Annotated in this window: 16 protein-coding genes and 1 riboswitch; of the genes, 11 read left to right on the forward strand and 5 right to left on the reverse strand. The window is 66.9% G+C overall.

Features of this window, described 5'->3' with window-relative positions; genetic code table 11:
* Positions 1 to 57 precede the first annotated feature (57 nt).
* Both ACZLHH_RS03190 and ettA read right to left on the reverse strand, forming a co-directional pair.
* A complete protein-coding gene (locus tag ACZLHH_RS03190; protein WP_005408048.1) occupies positions 58 to 1374 on the reverse strand; it encodes an NCS2 family permease in 1317 nt (438 codons plus the stop codon).
* Positions 1375 to 1457: 83 nt separating this feature from the next.
* On the reverse strand, positions 1458 to 3122 hold the full coding sequence (ettA, locus tag ACZLHH_RS03195) for an energy-dependent translational throttle protein EttA (RefSeq protein ID WP_005412220.1): 1665 nt from the start codon (positions 3120 to 3122) through the stop codon (positions 1458 to 1460).
* Positions 3123 to 3375: 253 nt separating this feature from the next.
* On the opposite strand from ettA, the gene ACZLHH_RS03200 reads away from it, so the two are divergent.
* From ACZLHH_RS03200 to ribD, 6 genes are all read left to right on the forward strand, one after another.
* Positions 3376 to 3822 carry an RcnB family protein gene (locus ACZLHH_RS03200; RefSeq protein WP_049462846.1) on the forward strand — a complete coding sequence of 149 codons (447 nt, stop codon included), beginning with the start codon at positions 3376 to 3378 and terminating at the stop codon, positions 3820 to 3822.
* A 189-nt stretch (positions 3823 to 4011) separates the two neighbouring features.
* Positions 4012 to 5265, forward strand: coding sequence for a serine hydroxymethyltransferase (gene glyA / locus ACZLHH_RS03205; RefSeq protein WP_010481990.1), 1254 nt, complete (start codon positions 4012 to 4014; stop codon positions 5263 to 5265).
* Positions 5266 to 5388: 123 nt separating this feature from the next.
* Entirely contained in the window at positions 5389 to 5808 is a 420-nt protein-coding gene (locus tag ACZLHH_RS03210; protein ID WP_049462847.1) for a hypothetical protein, read from the forward strand.
* A 27-nt stretch (positions 5809 to 5835) separates the two neighbouring features.
* Positions 5836 to 6285, forward strand: coding sequence for a hypothetical protein (locus ACZLHH_RS03215; protein ID WP_049462848.1), 450 nt, complete (start codon positions 5836 to 5838; stop codon positions 6283 to 6285).
* A 149-nt stretch (positions 6286 to 6434) separates the two neighbouring features.
* On the forward strand, positions 6435 to 6956 hold the full coding sequence (gene nrdR / locus ACZLHH_RS03220; protein ID WP_004143350.1) for a transcriptional regulator NrdR: 522 nt from the start codon (positions 6435 to 6437) through the stop codon (positions 6954 to 6956).
* Positions 6957 to 7087: 131 nt separating this feature from the next.
* Positions 7088 to 8173, forward strand: a complete 1086-nt coding sequence (gene ribD, locus ACZLHH_RS03225) for a bifunctional diaminohydroxyphosphoribosylaminopyrimidine deaminase/5-amino-6-(5-phosphoribosylamino)uracil reductase RibD (protein WP_049462849.1) — start codon at positions 7088 to 7090, stop codon at positions 8171 to 8173.
* A 35-nt stretch (positions 8174 to 8208) separates the two neighbouring features.
* On the opposite strand, the gene ACZLHH_RS03230 is transcribed toward ribD, so the two are convergent.
* The 3 genes from ACZLHH_RS03230 to ACZLHH_RS03240 all read right to left on the reverse strand — a co-directional run bounded on the left by ACZLHH_RS03230 (position 8209) and on the right by ACZLHH_RS03240 (position 10396).
* Positions 8209 to 8643 (reverse strand): hypothetical protein, encoded by a 435-nt coding sequence (locus tag ACZLHH_RS03230; RefSeq protein ID WP_223224668.1) that lies wholly within the window; start codon positions 8641 to 8643, stop codon positions 8209 to 8211.
* Between the two features lie 95 nt (positions 8644 to 8738).
* Complete coding sequence (locus ACZLHH_RS03235; RefSeq protein WP_049462850.1) at positions 8739 to 9623, reverse strand: hypothetical protein; 885 nt, start codon at positions 9621 to 9623, stop codon at positions 8739 to 8741.
* A gap of 152 nt (positions 9624 to 9775) precedes the next feature.
* Entirely contained in the window at positions 9776 to 10396 is a 621-nt protein-coding gene (locus ACZLHH_RS03240; RefSeq protein ID WP_032128042.1) for a hypothetical protein, read from the reverse strand.
* Positions 10397 to 10583: 187 nt separating this feature from the next.
* Positions 10584 to 10729: riboswitch (FMN riboswitch) on the forward strand.
* Between the two features lie 74 nt (positions 10730 to 10803).
* Between ACZLHH_RS03240 and ACZLHH_RS03245 the strand changes: the two genes are divergently transcribed.
* The 5 genes from ACZLHH_RS03245 to thiL all read left to right on the forward strand — a co-directional run bounded on the left by ACZLHH_RS03245 (position 10804) and on the right by thiL (position 14724).
* On the forward strand, positions 10804 to 11430 hold the full coding sequence (locus tag ACZLHH_RS03245; RefSeq protein WP_049462851.1) for a riboflavin synthase: 627 nt from the start codon (positions 10804 to 10806) through the stop codon (positions 11428 to 11430).
* Complete coding sequence (gene ribB, locus ACZLHH_RS03250; protein ID WP_049425006.1) at positions 11427 to 12527, forward strand: 3,4-dihydroxy-2-butanone-4-phosphate synthase; 1101 nt, start codon at positions 11427 to 11429, stop codon at positions 12525 to 12527. Before ACZLHH_RS03245 ends, ribB begins: the two co-directional genes overlap by 4 nt.
* 170 nt (positions 12528 to 12697) lie before the next feature.
* The gene (ribH, locus tag ACZLHH_RS03255) at positions 12698 to 13165 is read left to right on the forward strand and encodes a 6,7-dimethyl-8-ribityllumazine synthase (RefSeq protein WP_005408061.1); all 468 of its coding nucleotides are present in this window, start codon (positions 12698 to 12700) and stop codon (positions 13163 to 13165) included.
* The gene (gene nusB, locus ACZLHH_RS03260) at positions 13162 to 13641 is read left to right on the forward strand and encodes a transcription antitermination factor NusB (RefSeq protein ID WP_049462852.1); all 480 of its coding nucleotides are present in this window, start codon (positions 13162 to 13164) and stop codon (positions 13639 to 13641) included. Before ribH ends, nusB begins: the two co-directional genes overlap by 4 nt.
* Positions 13642 to 13761: 120 nt before the next feature.
* Positions 13762 to 14724 carry a thiamine-phosphate kinase gene (thiL, locus tag ACZLHH_RS03265; protein WP_080355242.1) on the forward strand — a complete coding sequence of 321 codons (963 nt, stop codon included), beginning with the start codon at positions 13762 to 13764 and terminating at the stop codon, positions 14722 to 14724.
* The last annotated feature ends 187 nt before the right edge of the window (positions 14725 to 14911 follow it).

Genomic DNA, 14911 nt, shown 5'->3' on the forward strand with positions numbered 1-14911 from the left:
GCCGCTGGCCGAAGCGTGCTCCGGTAGTGCCGGCCGCTGGCCGGCATCACCTACCGCTTATTCCAACGCGTAGCGCAGGGTGAACAGCACCGCCACCAGCCACACCGCCGGATGCACTTCGCGCCAGCGGCCGGTACCGGCCTTCAGCGCGGCATAGGCGATGAAGCCGAACGCCAGGCCATTGGCGATGGAGTAGGTGAACGGCATCGCCAGCGCACACAGTGCCGCCGGCACCGATTCGGTCAGGTCGCTCCAGTCCACTTCCACCAGCTCACGCAGCATCAGCCCGGCCACGAACAGCAACGCCGGTGCGGTGGCATAGCTGGGCACCATCGCCGCCAGCGGCGAGAACAGCAGCGCGGCCAGGAACAGTGCCGATACCACCAGTGCTGTCAGGCCGGTACGGCCACCTACCTGCACGCCCGAGGCGCTTTCGGCAAACGCGGTGGTACTGCTGGTACCGAGCATCGAGCCGGCCACGATCGCGGTGCTGTCGGCCAGCAGCGCACGGCCGAAGCGCTTCTGCGCGCCTGGAAGTTTCAGCAGGCCGGCGCGACCGACCACGCCGTACAGCGTGCCGGTGGCATCGAACACTTCCACCAGCACGAACACCAGCACCACCTGCAGCAGCACCGCGATCGGCGCACCGCCGTCATGGTGCAGCAGGCCCGGCAGGTCCAGCTGCAGGAAGGTGGGTGCCAGGCTCGGCGGCAGCGAGACCAGACCCTGGTACTGCACGTCGCCCAATGCCCAACCAGCGCCGGTCACGGCCAGGATGCCGATCAGGATCGCGCCACGGATGCGGCGCGCTTCCAGTACCGCGATCAGCAGAAAGCCGGCCAGCGCCAGCAGCGGCGGCGCCGTGTTCAACGGGCCCAGCGCCACCAGCGTGTCTTCATTGCCGACGATCACGCCGGACTTCTGCAGCGCGATGATCGCCAGGAACAGGCCGATGCCGGCCACGATGGCCGAGCGCAGCGACGAAGGAATGCCCGACACCAGCCATGCACGCACACCGGTCAGCGACAGCACCAGGAACACCAGGCCGGAGATGAACACCGCGCCCAGTGCCTGCTGCCACGGCAGGCCGGCAGCGCCGACCACGGTGAAGGCGAAGAACGCGTTCAGGCCCATGCCGGGCGCCATGCCGACCGGGAAGTTGGCGGCCAGCGCCATCACCGCCGAACCCAGTGCAGCAGCCAGGCAGGTGGCCACGAACACCGCGCCCGCATCCATGCCGGTGGTGCCAAGGATCTCGGGATTGACGAAGACGATGTAGGACATCGTCAGGAAGGTGGTGACACCGGCCAGCAGCTCGGTGCGCACGGTGGTGCCGTGCTGCTGCAGCTGGAACAGGCGCTCGAACAGGGACATGGGGCTTCTCGCGAAGGTGTCGCCAGCAAGCGGGCGACCCACAGAAGGAGAAAGGCCGCGCGAGCGCGGCCTTTCCTGTTGCCTTACTTCAGCGCCTTGAAGCGCAGGCGCTTCGGCGCAGCGTCGTCGCCCATGCGGCGGCGCTTGTCTTCTTCGTACTCGCGGTAGTTGCCCTGGAAGAACTCCACGTGCGAGTCGCCTTCGAACGCCAGGATGTGGGTCGCGATGCGATCCAGGAACCAGCGGTCATGCGAAATGACGAAGGTGTTGCCCGGGAACTCCAGCAGCGCATCTTCCAGCGCACGCAGGGTTTCGATGTCCAGATCGTTGGACGGTTCGTCGAGCAGCAGCACGTTGCCACCCTGCAGCAGGGTCTTGGCCATGTGCAGGCGGCCACGCTCACCACCGGACAGCGAACCAACCATCTTCTGCTGGTCCTGGCCCTTGAAGTTGAAGCGGCCGATGTAGGCGCGCGACTGGATCTCGATGCCGTTGATGTTGAGGATGTCCAGGCCGCCAGCGATTTCCTGGAAGACGTTGTGGTTGCCTTCCAGCGCGTCGCGGCTCTGGTCCACGTAGGACAGCTTCACGGTCGGGCCGACCACGATCTCGCCGGTATCCGGCTTTTCCTGGCCGGTGATCATCTTGAACAGGGTCGACTTACCGGCACCGTTCGGGCCGATGATGCCGACGATGGCGCCGGCCGGCACCAGGAAGCTCAGGTTGTCGAACAGCAGGCGGTCGCCGAACTTCTTGGAGACGTTCTTGAACTCCATCACCGCATTGCCCAGGCGCTCGCCCGGCGGAATGAAGATTTCATTGGTCTCGTTGCGCTTCTGGTAATCGACCGACTGCAGCTCTTCCAGGCGGGCCAGACGGGCCTTGCCCTTGGTGCGGCCGCCCTTGGCGTTCTGGCGCGACCACTCCAGTTCCTTCTGGATCGCCTTCTGGCGAGCCTTTTCCTGGTTGTCTTCCTGCTTCAGGCGCTCATCCTTCTGGGTCAGCCAGTCGGTGTAGTTGCCCTTCCACGGAATGCCGCGGCCGCGGTCCAGTTCCAGGATCCACTCGGCGGCGTTGTCCAGGAAGTAGCGATCGTGGGTGACCGCCACCACGGTGCCGGTGTAGCGCGCCAGGAACTGTTCCAGCCATTCCACCGACTCGGCGTCGAGGTGGTTGGTCGGTTCGTCGAGCAGTAGCATGTCCGGCTTCTGCAGCAGCAGGCGGCACAGCGCCACGCGGCGCTTTTCACCACCGGACAGCTTGCCGACCACGGCATCCCACGGCGGCAGGCGCAGCGCATCGGCGGCCACGTCCAGCTGGTTCTCCAGGGTGTGCGCGTCGCCAGCGGCCAGGATCGCCTCCAGGCGCTCCTGTTCCTTGGCCAGCGCGTCGAAGTCGGCGCCTTCCTCGGCGTAGGCCAGGTACACCGCGTCCAGCGCGGCCTGGGCCTGCAGCACTTCGCCCACGCCTTCCTCGACCGCTTCACGCACGGTCTTGGTCGGGTCCAGTTCCGGTTCCTGCGCCAGGTAGCCGACCTTGATGCCCGGCTGCGGGCGGGCTTCGCCCTCGAAATCGGTGTCCACGCCGGCCATGATCTTCAGCACGGTGGACTTGCCGGCGCCGTTCAGGCCCAGCAGGCCGATCTTCGCGCCCGGGAAGAAGGACAGCGAGATGTCCTTGATGATCTGCCGCTTGGGCGGGACCACCTTGGACACGCGGTTCATGGTGTAGATGTATTGCGAGGACATGCGGTCTCCGTAGGCGCGGCCCTGCGCCCGACCCGTCACGGGAACATCCCGTTGCGGCAGCGGGCACAGACTGAAATGGAATACCGCCAATTATAGCCGGAACCGGTTCCGGGCCGCGCCCGGGCAGGGGCGCCGGGCTGGCCGCGGCCTGAATACCCGGTCACAGTCCTGTAGCGGGAAGCGTTTCCAGCCGGAAACGGTTCAGATCGGGTGCGCAATATGGGCTCACCACCCACCCGAGCAGAGGTCTGACATGCGCATCAATCGAGTAATGGCCGGCGCCGTGGCCCCGGCCTTCGCCGACAACGACCACCGCCGCGACCACGACCGCCGCGAGTGGCGCGAGGACCGCCGCGAATGGCGCCAGGACCGTCGTGACTGGGAACGCGACCGCCGCGAGGCCCGGCGCGACTACCGCCAGGATCGCCGCGAGTGGCACCGCGACCATGACCGCTACTACCGCCCGGCACCGCCGCGTGTGGTGTACCGCCCGGCCTATGGCCCGGGCTACGGCTGGAAGGTCGGCCATCGCTACCGCGACTACTACCGTGGCCCGGTCTATGTGGTGAACGACTACCCGCGCTATCACCTGCGTCGCCCGCCATATGGCCACCACTGGATCCGCGATGACCGCGGCAACATGCTGCTGGTGGCCATCGCCACCGGTGTGATCGCCCAGTACGTGCTCAGCAGCCGCTGAGGATCGCAGTCGGGGTCGGATCCCTTTGCAGCGCAAAGGGCTCTGCCCCCGCAACGCCACTCGAAACCATACGGGGCCGGATTCCTTCGGGGATGCCGGCCCCGTCCGTTTCGGCCCCGGCAGGCCCGGTGCGGGGCTACAATCGGGGGCTGAGCCGTACCCCCTTTTCCCTGCCTGCTGGAGTACCCGATGTTCCCGCGTGACGTCCGCATCGAATCCTACGATCCCGAACTGGCCAAGGCCATCGCCGCTGAAACCCAGCGCCAGGAAGACCACGTCGAGCTGATCGCCAGCGAGAACTACACCAGCCCGGCGGTGATGGAAGCGCAGGGCAGCCAGCTGACCAACAAGTACGCCGAAGGCTACCCGGGCAAGCGCTACTACGGTGGCTGCGAATACGTGGACATCGCCGAGCAGCTGGCGATCGACCGCTTGAAGCAGCTGTTCGGCGCCGACTACGCCAACGTGCAGCCGCACAGCGGCTCGCAGGCCAACCAGGCCGTGTACTTCGCCCTGCTGCAGCCGGGTGACACCATCCTCGGCATGAGCCTGGCCCACGGCGGCCACCTCACCCACGGTGCCAAGGTCAACGCCTCGGGCAAGCTGTTCAACGCCGTGCAGTATGGTGTGAACGACCAGGGCCTGATCGATTACGACGAAGTCGAGCGCCTGGCCCTGGAGCACAAGCCGAAGATGGTCGTGGCCGGCTTCTCGGCCTACTCGCAGGTGATCGACTGGGCGCGCTTCCGCGCCATCGCCGACAAGGTCGGTGCCTACCTGTTCGTCGACATGGCCCACGTCGCCGGCCTGGTTGCTGCTGGCGTCTATCCCAGCCCGCTGGAACACGCGCACGTGGTCACCTCGACCACCCACAAGACCCTGCGCGGCCCGCGTGGCGGCATCATCGTCGCCAAGGGCGCCGACGAAGACCTGGTCAAGAAGCTGCAGTCGATCGTGTTCCCGGGCATCCAGGGCGGTCCGCTGATGCACGTCATCGCCGGCAAGGCCGTGGCCTTCAAGGAAGCGCTGGAACCGGGCTTCAAGGCCTACCAGCAGCAGGTGGTGAAGAACGCCCAGGCGATGGCCAACACGCTGATCGCGCGCGGCTACAAGATCGTCTCCGGCGGCACCCAGAACCACCTGATGCTGGTCGACATGATCGGCAAGGACGTGTCCGGCAAGGACGCGGAAGCCGCGCTGGGCAAGGCCCACATCACCGTCAACAAGAACTCGGTGCCGAACGATCCGCGTTCGCCGTTCGTGACCTCGGGCCTGCGCCTGGGCACCCCGGCGGTGACCACCCGTGGTTACGTCGAACAGGATTGCGTGGACCTGGCCAACTGGATCGCCGACGTGCTCGACGCACCGAACGATGACGCCGTCATCGCCCGCGTGCGCGACGCCGTCAGCGCGCAGTGCCGCAAGTACCCGGTCTACGGCTGATCGCAGCAGGGGTCGGATCCCTTCCCGCCGGGAAGGGCTCCGACCCCGAAGCCCGGATCGAAGCAGGGGTCGGATCCCTTCCCGCAGGGAAGGGCTCTGACCCCGGTATCGGAGCAACCGCGCATGGATGAGCGCCACCTCAAGTACCTCTACGCCGCGCTGGCGGTGCTGTTCGGCCTGCCCAGCCTGGCGATGGGCGGCGCGGCGGCGACGATGCTGTTGCTGATGGGGCTGGGCCAGTTTGGTCATGGCACGCTGGTCTCGGTAACGGTGATGCCGCTGTGGGGCCTGGCCGGCATTGCCGGCTGCCTGGCCTGGTTGTGGCTGAGCGCGGGTTTTCTGTTGCAGGGGCGTGCCGGGCTGCACGTGCACCGCCTCTGGTGGTGGATGCTGCTGGCGGGCGGTCTCGCCGCCTTGCCCCCGCTGGGGCTGGCGCTGTGGTGGGGCATCGCCGTGCACGGCGAAGGCCTCGGCTTGTTGCTGCTGGGCCCGTCGATGCTGGTGCCGGCTGCGATGCTGGTGTGGATCAAACGCTGCGGATGATGCGGCCCAGGGAAGGAAACCGAACGCATGGATGAGCGTCTGCACAAACGCTGGATGGCCATTGCCGGCCTATTGGTGGGCCTGCCCACGGTGGCCGCCGGAGGCACGGGTGCCGTGCTGGGTCTGATGGTCGTATGGGATGGCAAGTACCTGACCGGTGACGAGTACAGGATCCTGCTGCTGTGGTCGTCGGCCGGGATCATCGGCCTGCTGTCGTGGTTGTGGCTGAGCGGCCTGTTCCTGTGGCGCGGTGTTACCGGCCTGCGCCAATCGCCGGTTGTCGCCTGGATAGGCCTGGCGCTGGGAAGCCTGGCCGCGCTGGGCGTGGTCGCCGCCACGCTGTACTTCACCTTCAAGCGCGGGGAGATCTCGACCCTGGCCTTCTTCGGGTTCGGCCCGCCGCTGTTGGTGATGGCAGGGCATCTGGCGTGGCTGCGTTGGGCGCGCGCGGCCTCGGCGCCGCCGGCACCCGGTTGAACGCGCAGCGCTGACCGCGCTGGCGGTTCTGTTCGGCCGAAATGCAGGCACTTCCGCGCAGACAGCATTTGCTGCGGGGCCCTTTCTCAGGTACCTTTGCGACGCTGCCATGACCGTGGCAATAGGTACTTTCCTGAGCCAGGCGTTCCATGCACTGCCCCTTCTGCCAACATGCCGATACCCGGGTCATCGACTCGCGCGTCTCCGAAGACGGCGCGACGATCCGTCGTCGGCGTGAATGCGAAGCCTGTGGCGAGCGCTTCAGCACCATGGAAACGGTGGAGTTGAAACTGCCCGCCATCGTCAAGAGCGATGGCACCCGTGAAGCATTCGACCAGCGGAAGGTCCGCGCTGGCTTCGACCGCGCGCTGCAGAAGCGTGCGGTGGCCGAAGACAAGATCGAAGCGGCGGTACGCGCCGTGGTCCATCAGCTGCGCATCAGCGGTGAGCGCGAAGTACCCTCGATCAAGGTCGGCGAGTTCGTCATGAACGAACTGCGCAAGCTCGACCATGTCGGCTATGTGCGCTTCGCGTCGGTCTACCGCAGCTTCGAGGACGTGGCCGATTTCCGCGAGGAGATCGAGAAGCTGGAGCGCGACCTGCCATCCAGTACCGAACAGCTGCAGCTGCTGGGCGACGTGATCGCCCTGACCAAGAAGAAGAAGGGCTGACGCCCCGGTAGATGCCAACCTTGGTTGGCACAGATATCTGCTTCGGTGGGTGCCAACCTTGGTTGGCACAGTGGCGCCCATCCACGCATGGCGTGGATCTACACCGCCACCAACGGCGCTACCATGGCCGCATGACCGCCCCGTTCTCCGTTCTCGACCACCTGCACATGGCCAACGCACTGCGTCTGGCCGAGCGTGCCGCCTACACCACCCGCCCCAACCCGATGGTCGGCTGCGTGATCGCCCACGGCGAACGCGTGGTCGGGCAGGGCTGGCACCAGCGTGCCGGTGGACCGCACGCCGAAGTGTTCGCGCTGCGCGAGGCAGGAAGCGAGGCGCGCGGTGCCACCGCCTACGTCACCCTGGAGCCTTGTGCGCACTACGGGCGCACACCGCCGTGTGCGCTGGCCTTGATCGAAGCGGGTGTGTCGCGCGTCGTTGCCGCGATGCGCGATCCGTTCCCGAAGGTCGATGGGGGTGGCTTCGATCTGCTGCGCAATGCCGGCATCGAAGTCGCTGAAGGGCTGATGGCGACGCAGGCACGTGAGCTCAACAAGGGCTTCCTGTCGCGTGTGGAGCGCAACCGGCCGTGGCTGCGGGTGAAGCTGGCGGTCAGCCTCGACGGTCGCACCGCGATGGCCGATGGTAGCTCCAAGTGGATCACCGGCCCGGCCGCGCGCGAAGACGTGCAGCACTGGCGCGCGCGCGCAGGTGCGATCCTGACCGGCGCCGAAACCGTGCTGGCCGACGATCCGATGCTGACCGTGCGCCTGGCGGACACCGAAGTGATGCCGCCACTGCGCGTGGTGCTCGATTCGCGCCTGCGTTCGCTCGAATGCAGCCGCGTGCGCGAGGGCGGGGCACCGACGCTGTACCTGCACGATGCTGCAGTGAGTGCACCGGATGCGGCCGATGCCGAATTCGCCAGCGTGCCCAGTGTTGACGGCCGTCTCGATCTTGGCGCGGTGTTGGCACTGCTGGCCGAACGCGGCATCAACGAGGTGCATACCGAAGCCGGCGCGACGCTGGCCGGTGCCTTGCTGCACGGCGGCTGGGTGGACGAACTGCTGCTGTATCAGGCGCCCACGCTGCTGGGCGATACCGGTCGCCCGCTGCTGGCTGGCCTCGGCATCGATGCCATGGACCAGCAGCGCCGCCTGCGCGTGGTTGACCAGCGTCAGGTCGGTGAGGACATCAGGCTGCTGCTGCGCCCGTGAGGGAATGACGCGAAGCAGGGGCGATGCCCTTGTCGTCAGGCTTCCTCGTCGTCTTCTTCGCCGACGGGGCACTGGCCCTTCCACTGCTGCTTCCACAGCCCATGCAGGTTGCGGCAGTACGCGCCCAGTGCCTCGCCCGGCAGTTTCCTCGCCTTCAATCGCAGCTGGTGACGGGTAAAACCGTCGTCGTACTCATGCGGCAATACCAGCACTGCGCACTGATCGTGATACATCAGGAACGCGTGGCAGTCGTCGTCTTCGCTCATCCACGCATCCAGCTGCCTGTCGCTCAGCAGGGTTGACTCGAAGGCAACCGCTGGGATGACCGAGAAGGTCGTAATCCTGGACTTGGGAGCTTTGGCTTGCCCGCACGCCACAAGCGCCAGCAGCGTCAGCAACATGACCATGGTCGACGTCGTGCGGTGTTTCATGCGGTTGCCCCGATGGAAGAGGGCAACAGCATTGACCATGCAGGCCACGCAGGGCCATGCAACGGTTCTGAAAGTGCGGCCGCCCTCGTCGTCGGCGACAATGAGCCGAGCGTGGGCTCGGCTCTACACGAGGCTCACGCGCACTCGTCGGTCCACATCATCTCGGCGATCGGGCGCAGTGCCTTGCACTCCTGCGTCATCTCATCGGCCGACTGCACCTGTGCCTTGGCCTTCAGCTCCTCGGCCATGGCGTCCACGCCGCTGATCTGGTCCGGTGCGACCTTCGCCACGCAGGCACGATGCTGCTGCAGCAACAGGTCGCAGCCCGGTACGCCGGTCACCTTCGGCGCGTTGGCCGCCTGCGCGTCCTGCATCCAGTCCTCGAACGGTGCCAGCGCACCGGCCACGGTGCCCACCAGGTCATCGAAGTTGCCGCTGTACCAGTAGCCGTTGTCCTTGGCCGGGTACAGGGTGAAGGTGCCGATGACCGGCACGCGCGCGCCACTCTGCAGCGCTTGGGTGTAGGCATCGGTGAACTGCTTGCGCGAGGCCGGGCTGGCATCGGATGCGAGGCTGGCGGCGAACAGCGGGCGCACCTTGCCCAGGTCGGGCAGCTGGCAGCTGAAGGTGATCCGTGCCAGCTTCTGGTCTTCAACGTATTCGTTGTCTTCGATCACGCTCTTGGTCGCGCGGCACTTCGAATCACGCAGCGCCTTGGCATACAGCGCTTCGGTGGCCGCAGCGTCGACCTTGGCGCCGGTGCTGGCGAGGACGGTCTGCCAGGGTTCGGCCAGCGCCTTGGCCAGCGCACCCGGGTTCGGGGTCACGGCGTCCTGGCCTTCGAATGCCGGTTTCAGTGCGTCGTTGAGCGTGCGCGTGGCGGCCGCGTCGTCTTCCAGCAGGGTGCGTGCATACAGGTCGAACGCCTGTTCGGGCGACAGCGTGGCCGGGGCGGCCGTGGCGATCAGCGGGGCGCACAGCAGCATGCTGGCCAGCAGAGTACGGGTGGGGGTCTTCATGACGGTGTTTTCCTGTTCCAGAGGCGCGCAAGCCTAGCGCATCTGCGTGGGCTTTCGATGGCGCTATGGGGTCACGTGGTCGTGTATGCCGGCCAAAAAAACGGGCCCCTTGCGGGGCCCGTTCGATCGCACCACGAGAAGCGATCGCTGGATCAGAAGCTGGCGCGGACGCCGGCCGAGTACTGGGTGACGTCGCGGTAGCCGGAGATCTCGCCCACCAGACCCCAGGTCCTGGTGAAGTTGATCTGGCCACCGATGGTGCCGACCCAGGTGCCCTTGTAGTTGTTGCCGCCGTCCATGTAACCGGCCTTGGCCCAGGCTTCGGTCATGCGCGACGGCTTGCCGCGGATGCCCATGGTGGCGCGGGCCAGGTTGGTGTGGTCCTTGTAGCGGTCGCTGTAGCCGTCATAACGATCGGTCAGCTCGGCGTTCTGGCGCACCCAGGCGATGTCGGCGGTGAAGTCGACGCGGTCGGTCCACGGCATGTGGTAGCCGATGCCCAGCTCCGGCTGATTCAGTTCAACCTTCAGCGAACCGTCGCTGTAGTGATAGGTCTTGCTGGTGCGCGACCAGCCACCGAACACGTAGACCTGTTCGGCGATGGCCACGGAGCCACGCAGGTAGCCGCCGTCGACCTTCGGGTCGTCCAGTGCGTTGTCGTCAACCTTGACCTGCGTCCAACCGCCTTCAACGTAGGTGTAGCTCAGGGCGTCGGCCGAAGCCGAGAGCGGGGCGGCGGCCAGCAGGGCGGCCACGATCAGCATCTTGCGCATGGGAATTCCTGTGAATTTCAGTCCTTTGGCGGGCATGCCCAGCGGGCTGCCCGTGGCGACCTCATGTCGTCCGGGGCAGAATTTTAATGAAAGTTTTACAAATTGCGAGCGACGGCCGTCACAGCTGTGGCATCCGACCCCGTTCAGCACGGGCTGGTACACTAGCCACGCCGGTTCGCCGGTACACAAACGTCTTCAGGGCGGGGTGCAATTCCCCACCGGCGGTAGGTGCGCAAGCACGAGCCCGCGAGCGCCCCGGCCCACGGCCGGGGGTCAGCAGATCCGGTCCAATGCCGGAGCCGACGGTCATAGTCCGGATGAAAGAAGACGGTGCCACAGGGCTCATGCCCTGCGTGCGCCTGTTTGCCTTGCGGCGTTTTTCGCTCACTTTTCGCGGAGAACGTTACTTGTTTACTGGAATCATCGAAGGCGTCGGCCGTCTGGCCGCACGCGAATCCATCGGCGGCGATGTCCGCTTCACCTTCAATGTCGGGACTCTGCCGTTCGACAACGTGCAGATGGGCGAGAGCATTGCCATCAACGGCGTCTGCCTCACCGTCATCGCATTCGACGCCAGCAGCTTCCAGGCCGATGCCTCCACCGAGACCCTGGGCCTGACCACGCTGGGCCAGCTGGGCGAGGGTGCGGTCATCAACCTGGAACGCGCCATGCGCCCGACCGACCGCCTCGGCGGCCATCTGGTCAGCGGCCACGTCGACGGCCTCGGCCGGGTGCTGTCCATCCACGAAGACGCGCGTGCCCAGCGTTGGCGTTTCGCAGCGCCGGCCTCGCTGCGCCGCTACATCGCCAAGAAGGGCTCGATCTGCGTGGACGGCGTCAGCCTCACCGTCAACGAAGTGGACGATGAAGGTTTTGAAGTCGCCCTGATCCCGCACACGGTGGCCAACACCGCCTTCTCCGCCGCAGGCGTGGGCAGCGCGGTCAATCTTGAAATCGATCTGGTCGCCCGCTACGTCGAACGCCTGATCAGCGTGCCGGCCAACGGCCAGCACCCGCATGGAGATGCAGCATGAATTTCGCCCCGATTCCGGAAATCCTGGAAGACATCCGCCTGGGCCGCATGGTCGTCATCGTCGATGACGAAGACCGCGAGAACGAAGGCGACCTGATCATGGCCGCCGAGCTGGTCAAGGCCAGCGACATCAACTTCATGGTCACCCATGGCCGTGGCCTGGTGTGCCTGCCGCTGAACCGCACCCGCGCCGCCGATCTCGGCCTGGCGCCGATGGTGCAGGCCAATACCGCGCAGTTCCAGACCAATTTCACGGTCAGCATCGAGGCCGCCGAGGGCGTCACCACCGGCATCTCGGCGCATGACCGCGCGCACACCATCCGTACCGCGGTGAAGCCCAACGCCAAGCCGTCGGACCTGCACCAGCCGGGCCACATCTTCCCGCTGATCGCTCAGCCGGGCGGCGTGCTGACCCGCGCCGGCCACACCGAGGCGGCCGTGGACATGGCCATGCTGGCCGGGCTGGAACCGGCCGGCGTGCTGGTGGAGATCCTGAACCCGGATGGCAGCATGGCACGCCGCCCGGAACTGGAAGTGTTCGCCCGCGAGCACGGTCTGAAGATGGGCTCCATCGCCGACCTGATCGCCTACCGCCTGGCCACCGAAAAGACCGTCGAGCGTGTGGACGAGCGCGAGATCGAGACCGAGTTCGGCCCGTTCAAGCTGGTCACCTACCGCGATCGCATCGCCCACGACGTGCATTTCGCCCTGGTGCGCGGCACCCCGGATGCCGAAACGCCGACCCTGGTGCGCGTGCAGGTGGAAAACCCGCTGGCCGACCTGCTGCACTGGCGCCGTGATGACTTCGGCGTGGCTGCCACCGATGCCCTGCGCGCGATCGATGCCGAAGGCGCCGGCGTGATGGTGGTGCTGTCGGCCCCGCGCGACGGCGAGGCCCTGCTGGCCCGCCTGCGGCAGCAGCCGGCGCCGGTGGTACCGGGCAAGGACAAGGACGTGAGCCAGTGGCGCCGCAATGGTGCTGGCGCACAGATCCTGTCCGACCTGGGCCTGGGCAAGCTGCGCGTACTGGGCACCCCGCGCCGCCAGATCGGCCTGGCCGGCTACGGCCTGGAAGTGGTGGAGACGGTGACCCTGTAATGGGTAGTGCCGGCCGCTGGCCGGCAACCGCAGTCCCCGTGATTGCCGGCCAGCGGCCGGCACTACCGGTGGGTGGCGACCGTTGGTCGGCACGCCCCGGGCCCCCATCGGCCACGGCCGGGGCCCATCCACGCTAGAATTACCCCCTTATCGAGTCCCCCAAGCCGCATATGAGCCACTTCGAAGGCGATCTTCGCACTCCCGAATCGGCGCGCTTCGCCATCCTGGCCAGCCGCTGGAACGCCCGCATCACCGACACGCTGGTCGCTGGCGCCCGCCAGAGCCTGGCTGGCAACGGCATCACCGAAGCCAACATCGACGTGATCCGCGTGCCGGGTGCCTGGGAACTGCCGCTGGTGGCCGCGCGCCTGGCCGCCGCCCACGAACACGCCGCCATCCTTACCCTGGGCTGCGTGATCCGTGGCGATACCCGCCACTACGAGCACGTGGCCGATCGCTGCGCCGAAGGCCTGATGCGCGTGCAGCTGGACTTCGGCGTGCCGGTGCTGAACGGCGTGCTGGCGGTGGAACGCGTTGAAGACGCCGAGGCCCGCGCAGGCGGCAGCCACGGCAACAAGGGCGAGGAAGTCGCACTCGCCGCATTGGAAATGGTCAATCTTCTGGAGCAGCTGCCATGAACAAGAACACCCAGGGCAAGCCCTCCGGTAAACCCGTCCGCCGTGATGGCGTCGATCCGGTGCTGCGCTCGCGCGCGCGCCGTCGTGCTGTGCAGGCCGTCTACGCCTGGCAGATCTCCGGCGGCAACGCCCAGTCGCTGATCGCCCAGTTCGCCCACGAGCAGGCCCGCGAAATCGCCGACCTGGCGTACTTCGAAGCACTGCTGCACGGCGTGCTCGACAACCGCCGCGACATCGACGAAGCGCTCGGCCCGTACCTGGACCGTGGCATCGAAGAAGTGGACGCGATCGAACGCGCGGTGCTGCGCCTGGCGGCGTACGAGCTGCGCTACCGCTTGGACGTGCCGTACCGCGTGGTGATCAACGAAGCCATCGAATCGGCCAAGCGCTTCGGTTCCGAGCATGGCCATACCTACGTCAACGGCGTGCTGGATCGTGCCGCCGTGGAATGGCGCAAGGTCGAATCGGGTCACTGACCCACCTGTGGTAGTGCCGGCCGCTGGCCGGCAGCTGCAGGGATCCTGAGGTTGCCGGCCAGCGGCCGGCACTACCGCCCACCGCGCACCGCGCGGCACGTACAACAGCGGGAACGCCCCATGTCCCTGGCCGAATTCGCCCTCATTGACCGCATCCGCGCCCGTACCCTCGAGCGCGACGACATCCTGCTCGGCATCGGCGACGACGCTGCGCTGCTGCAGCCGCGTGCCAATGAGCAACTGGTGGTCACTGCCGACACGCTCAACAGCGGCGTGCACTTCCCGGTGGAAACCCCGGCCTTCGATATCGGCTGGAAGACCCTGGCGGTCAACCTGTCGGACCTGGCCGCGATGGGCGCGCGCCCGGCGTGGTGCACGCTGGCGTTGTCGCTGCCGGAAGCCTCCGAAGACTGGATCGATGCGTTCGCCGATGGCTTTTTCGCCCTGGCCGATCAGCACGACATCGCGTTGATCGGCGGTGACACCACGCGTGGTCCGTTGTCGCTGTCGGTGACCGCGATGGGCCAGGTGGGACGTGGCCAGGCGCTGCGTCGCGACCGCGCGCAGGTGGGCGATGACATCTGGGTGAGCGGCACGCTCGGCGATGCCGCCGGTGCGCTGCGCCTGTGGCAGCAAGCTGCGCTGAGCATCGCCACCGCCACGCTGCTGGCCGACTACGAAAGCCTGCGCCTGCGTCTGCTGCGGCCGACTCCGCGTGTGACCCTGGGCCTGCGCCTGCGTGCGTTCGCACACGCGGCGGTGGATGTGTCCGATGGCCTGCTGGCCGATCTGGGTCACATCACCACGCGCAGCAACGTGGCCGCACATGTCGATGCCGATTCGTTGCCGATCTCCCACGCGCTGCGTGAGCTGCTCGGCCGCGATGGCGCGCGCGACTGCGCTCTGCGCGGTGGCGACGACTACGAACTGTGCTTCACCGCCGCCGCCGACCAGCGCGACGCGCTGCACTACCTGGCCGAATCGCTGGACGTGCCGCTCACCCGCATCGGTCGCATTGCCGAAGGGCAGGGCGTGCACGTGGATGGCGAAGCCGCCGACGGCGGATACCAGCACTTCGTCTGATTGATGACGCCGGGCATGGCCCGGCGCTGCCACGCGACTGAAACCGCCGGGCATGACCGGGTGCTGCCGTATCGGTGCGCGGTTGCTGGATGACATCGACGCTGCAGAGCCGAGCCTACGCTCGGCTCACGCGCGAAGCGCGGCTTTCATCGCGATGTGCCCCATGGCAGCCGAGCATGGGCTCGGC

This window comes from Stenotrophomonas sp. 28608_Sma, from assembly GCF_056486185.1.

Coding starts and splice junctions, on each gene's coding strand:
- ribH (WP_005408061.1), top strand. CDS start 12,698: ATGAGCCACTTCGAAGGCGATCTTCGCACTCCCGAATCGGCGCGCTTC.
- ACZLHH_RS03230 (WP_223224668.1), bottom strand. CDS start 8,643: ATGGTCAATGCTGTTGCCCTCTTCCATCGGGGCAACCGCATGAAACAC.
- nusB (WP_049462852.1), top strand. CDS start 13,162: ATGAACAAGAACACCCAGGGCAAGCCCTCCGGTAAACCCGTCCGCCGT.
- ACZLHH_RS03215 (WP_049462848.1), top strand. CDS start 5,836: ATGGATGAGCGTCTGCACAAACGCTGGATGGCCATTGCCGGCCTATTG.
- ACZLHH_RS03210 (WP_049462847.1), top strand. CDS start 5,389: ATGGATGAGCGCCACCTCAAGTACCTCTACGCCGCGCTGGCGGTGCTG.
- ACZLHH_RS03190 (WP_005408048.1), bottom strand. CDS start 1,374: ATGTCCCTGTTCGAGCGCCTGTTCCAGCTGCAGCAGCACGGCACCACC.
- ACZLHH_RS03200 (WP_049462846.1), top strand. CDS start 3,376: ATGCGCATCAATCGAGTAATGGCCGGCGCCGTGGCCCCGGCCTTCGCC.
- ACZLHH_RS03240 (WP_032128042.1), bottom strand. CDS start 10,396: ATGCGCAAGATGCTGATCGTGGCCGCCCTGCTGGCCGCCGCCCCGCTC.
- ACZLHH_RS03235 (WP_049462850.1), bottom strand. CDS start 9,623: ATGAAGACCCCCACCCGTACTCTGCTGGCCAGCATGCTGCTGTGCGCC.
- thiL (WP_080355242.1), top strand. CDS start 13,762: ATGTCCCTGGCCGAATTCGCCCTCATTGACCGCATCCGCGCCCGTACC.
- glyA (WP_010481990.1), top strand. CDS start 4,012: ATGTTCCCGCGTGACGTCCGCATCGAATCCTACGATCCCGAACTGGCC.
- ribD (WP_049462849.1), top strand. CDS start 7,088: ATGACCGCCCCGTTCTCCGTTCTCGACCACCTGCACATGGCCAACGCA.
- nrdR (WP_004143350.1), top strand. CDS start 6,435: ATGCACTGCCCCTTCTGCCAACATGCCGATACCCGGGTCATCGACTCG.
- ettA (WP_005412220.1), bottom strand. CDS start 3,122: ATGTCCTCGCAATACATCTACACCATGAACCGCGTGTCCAAGGTGGTC.
- ribB (WP_049425006.1), top strand. CDS start 11,427: ATGAATTTCGCCCCGATTCCGGAAATCCTGGAAGACATCCGCCTGGGC.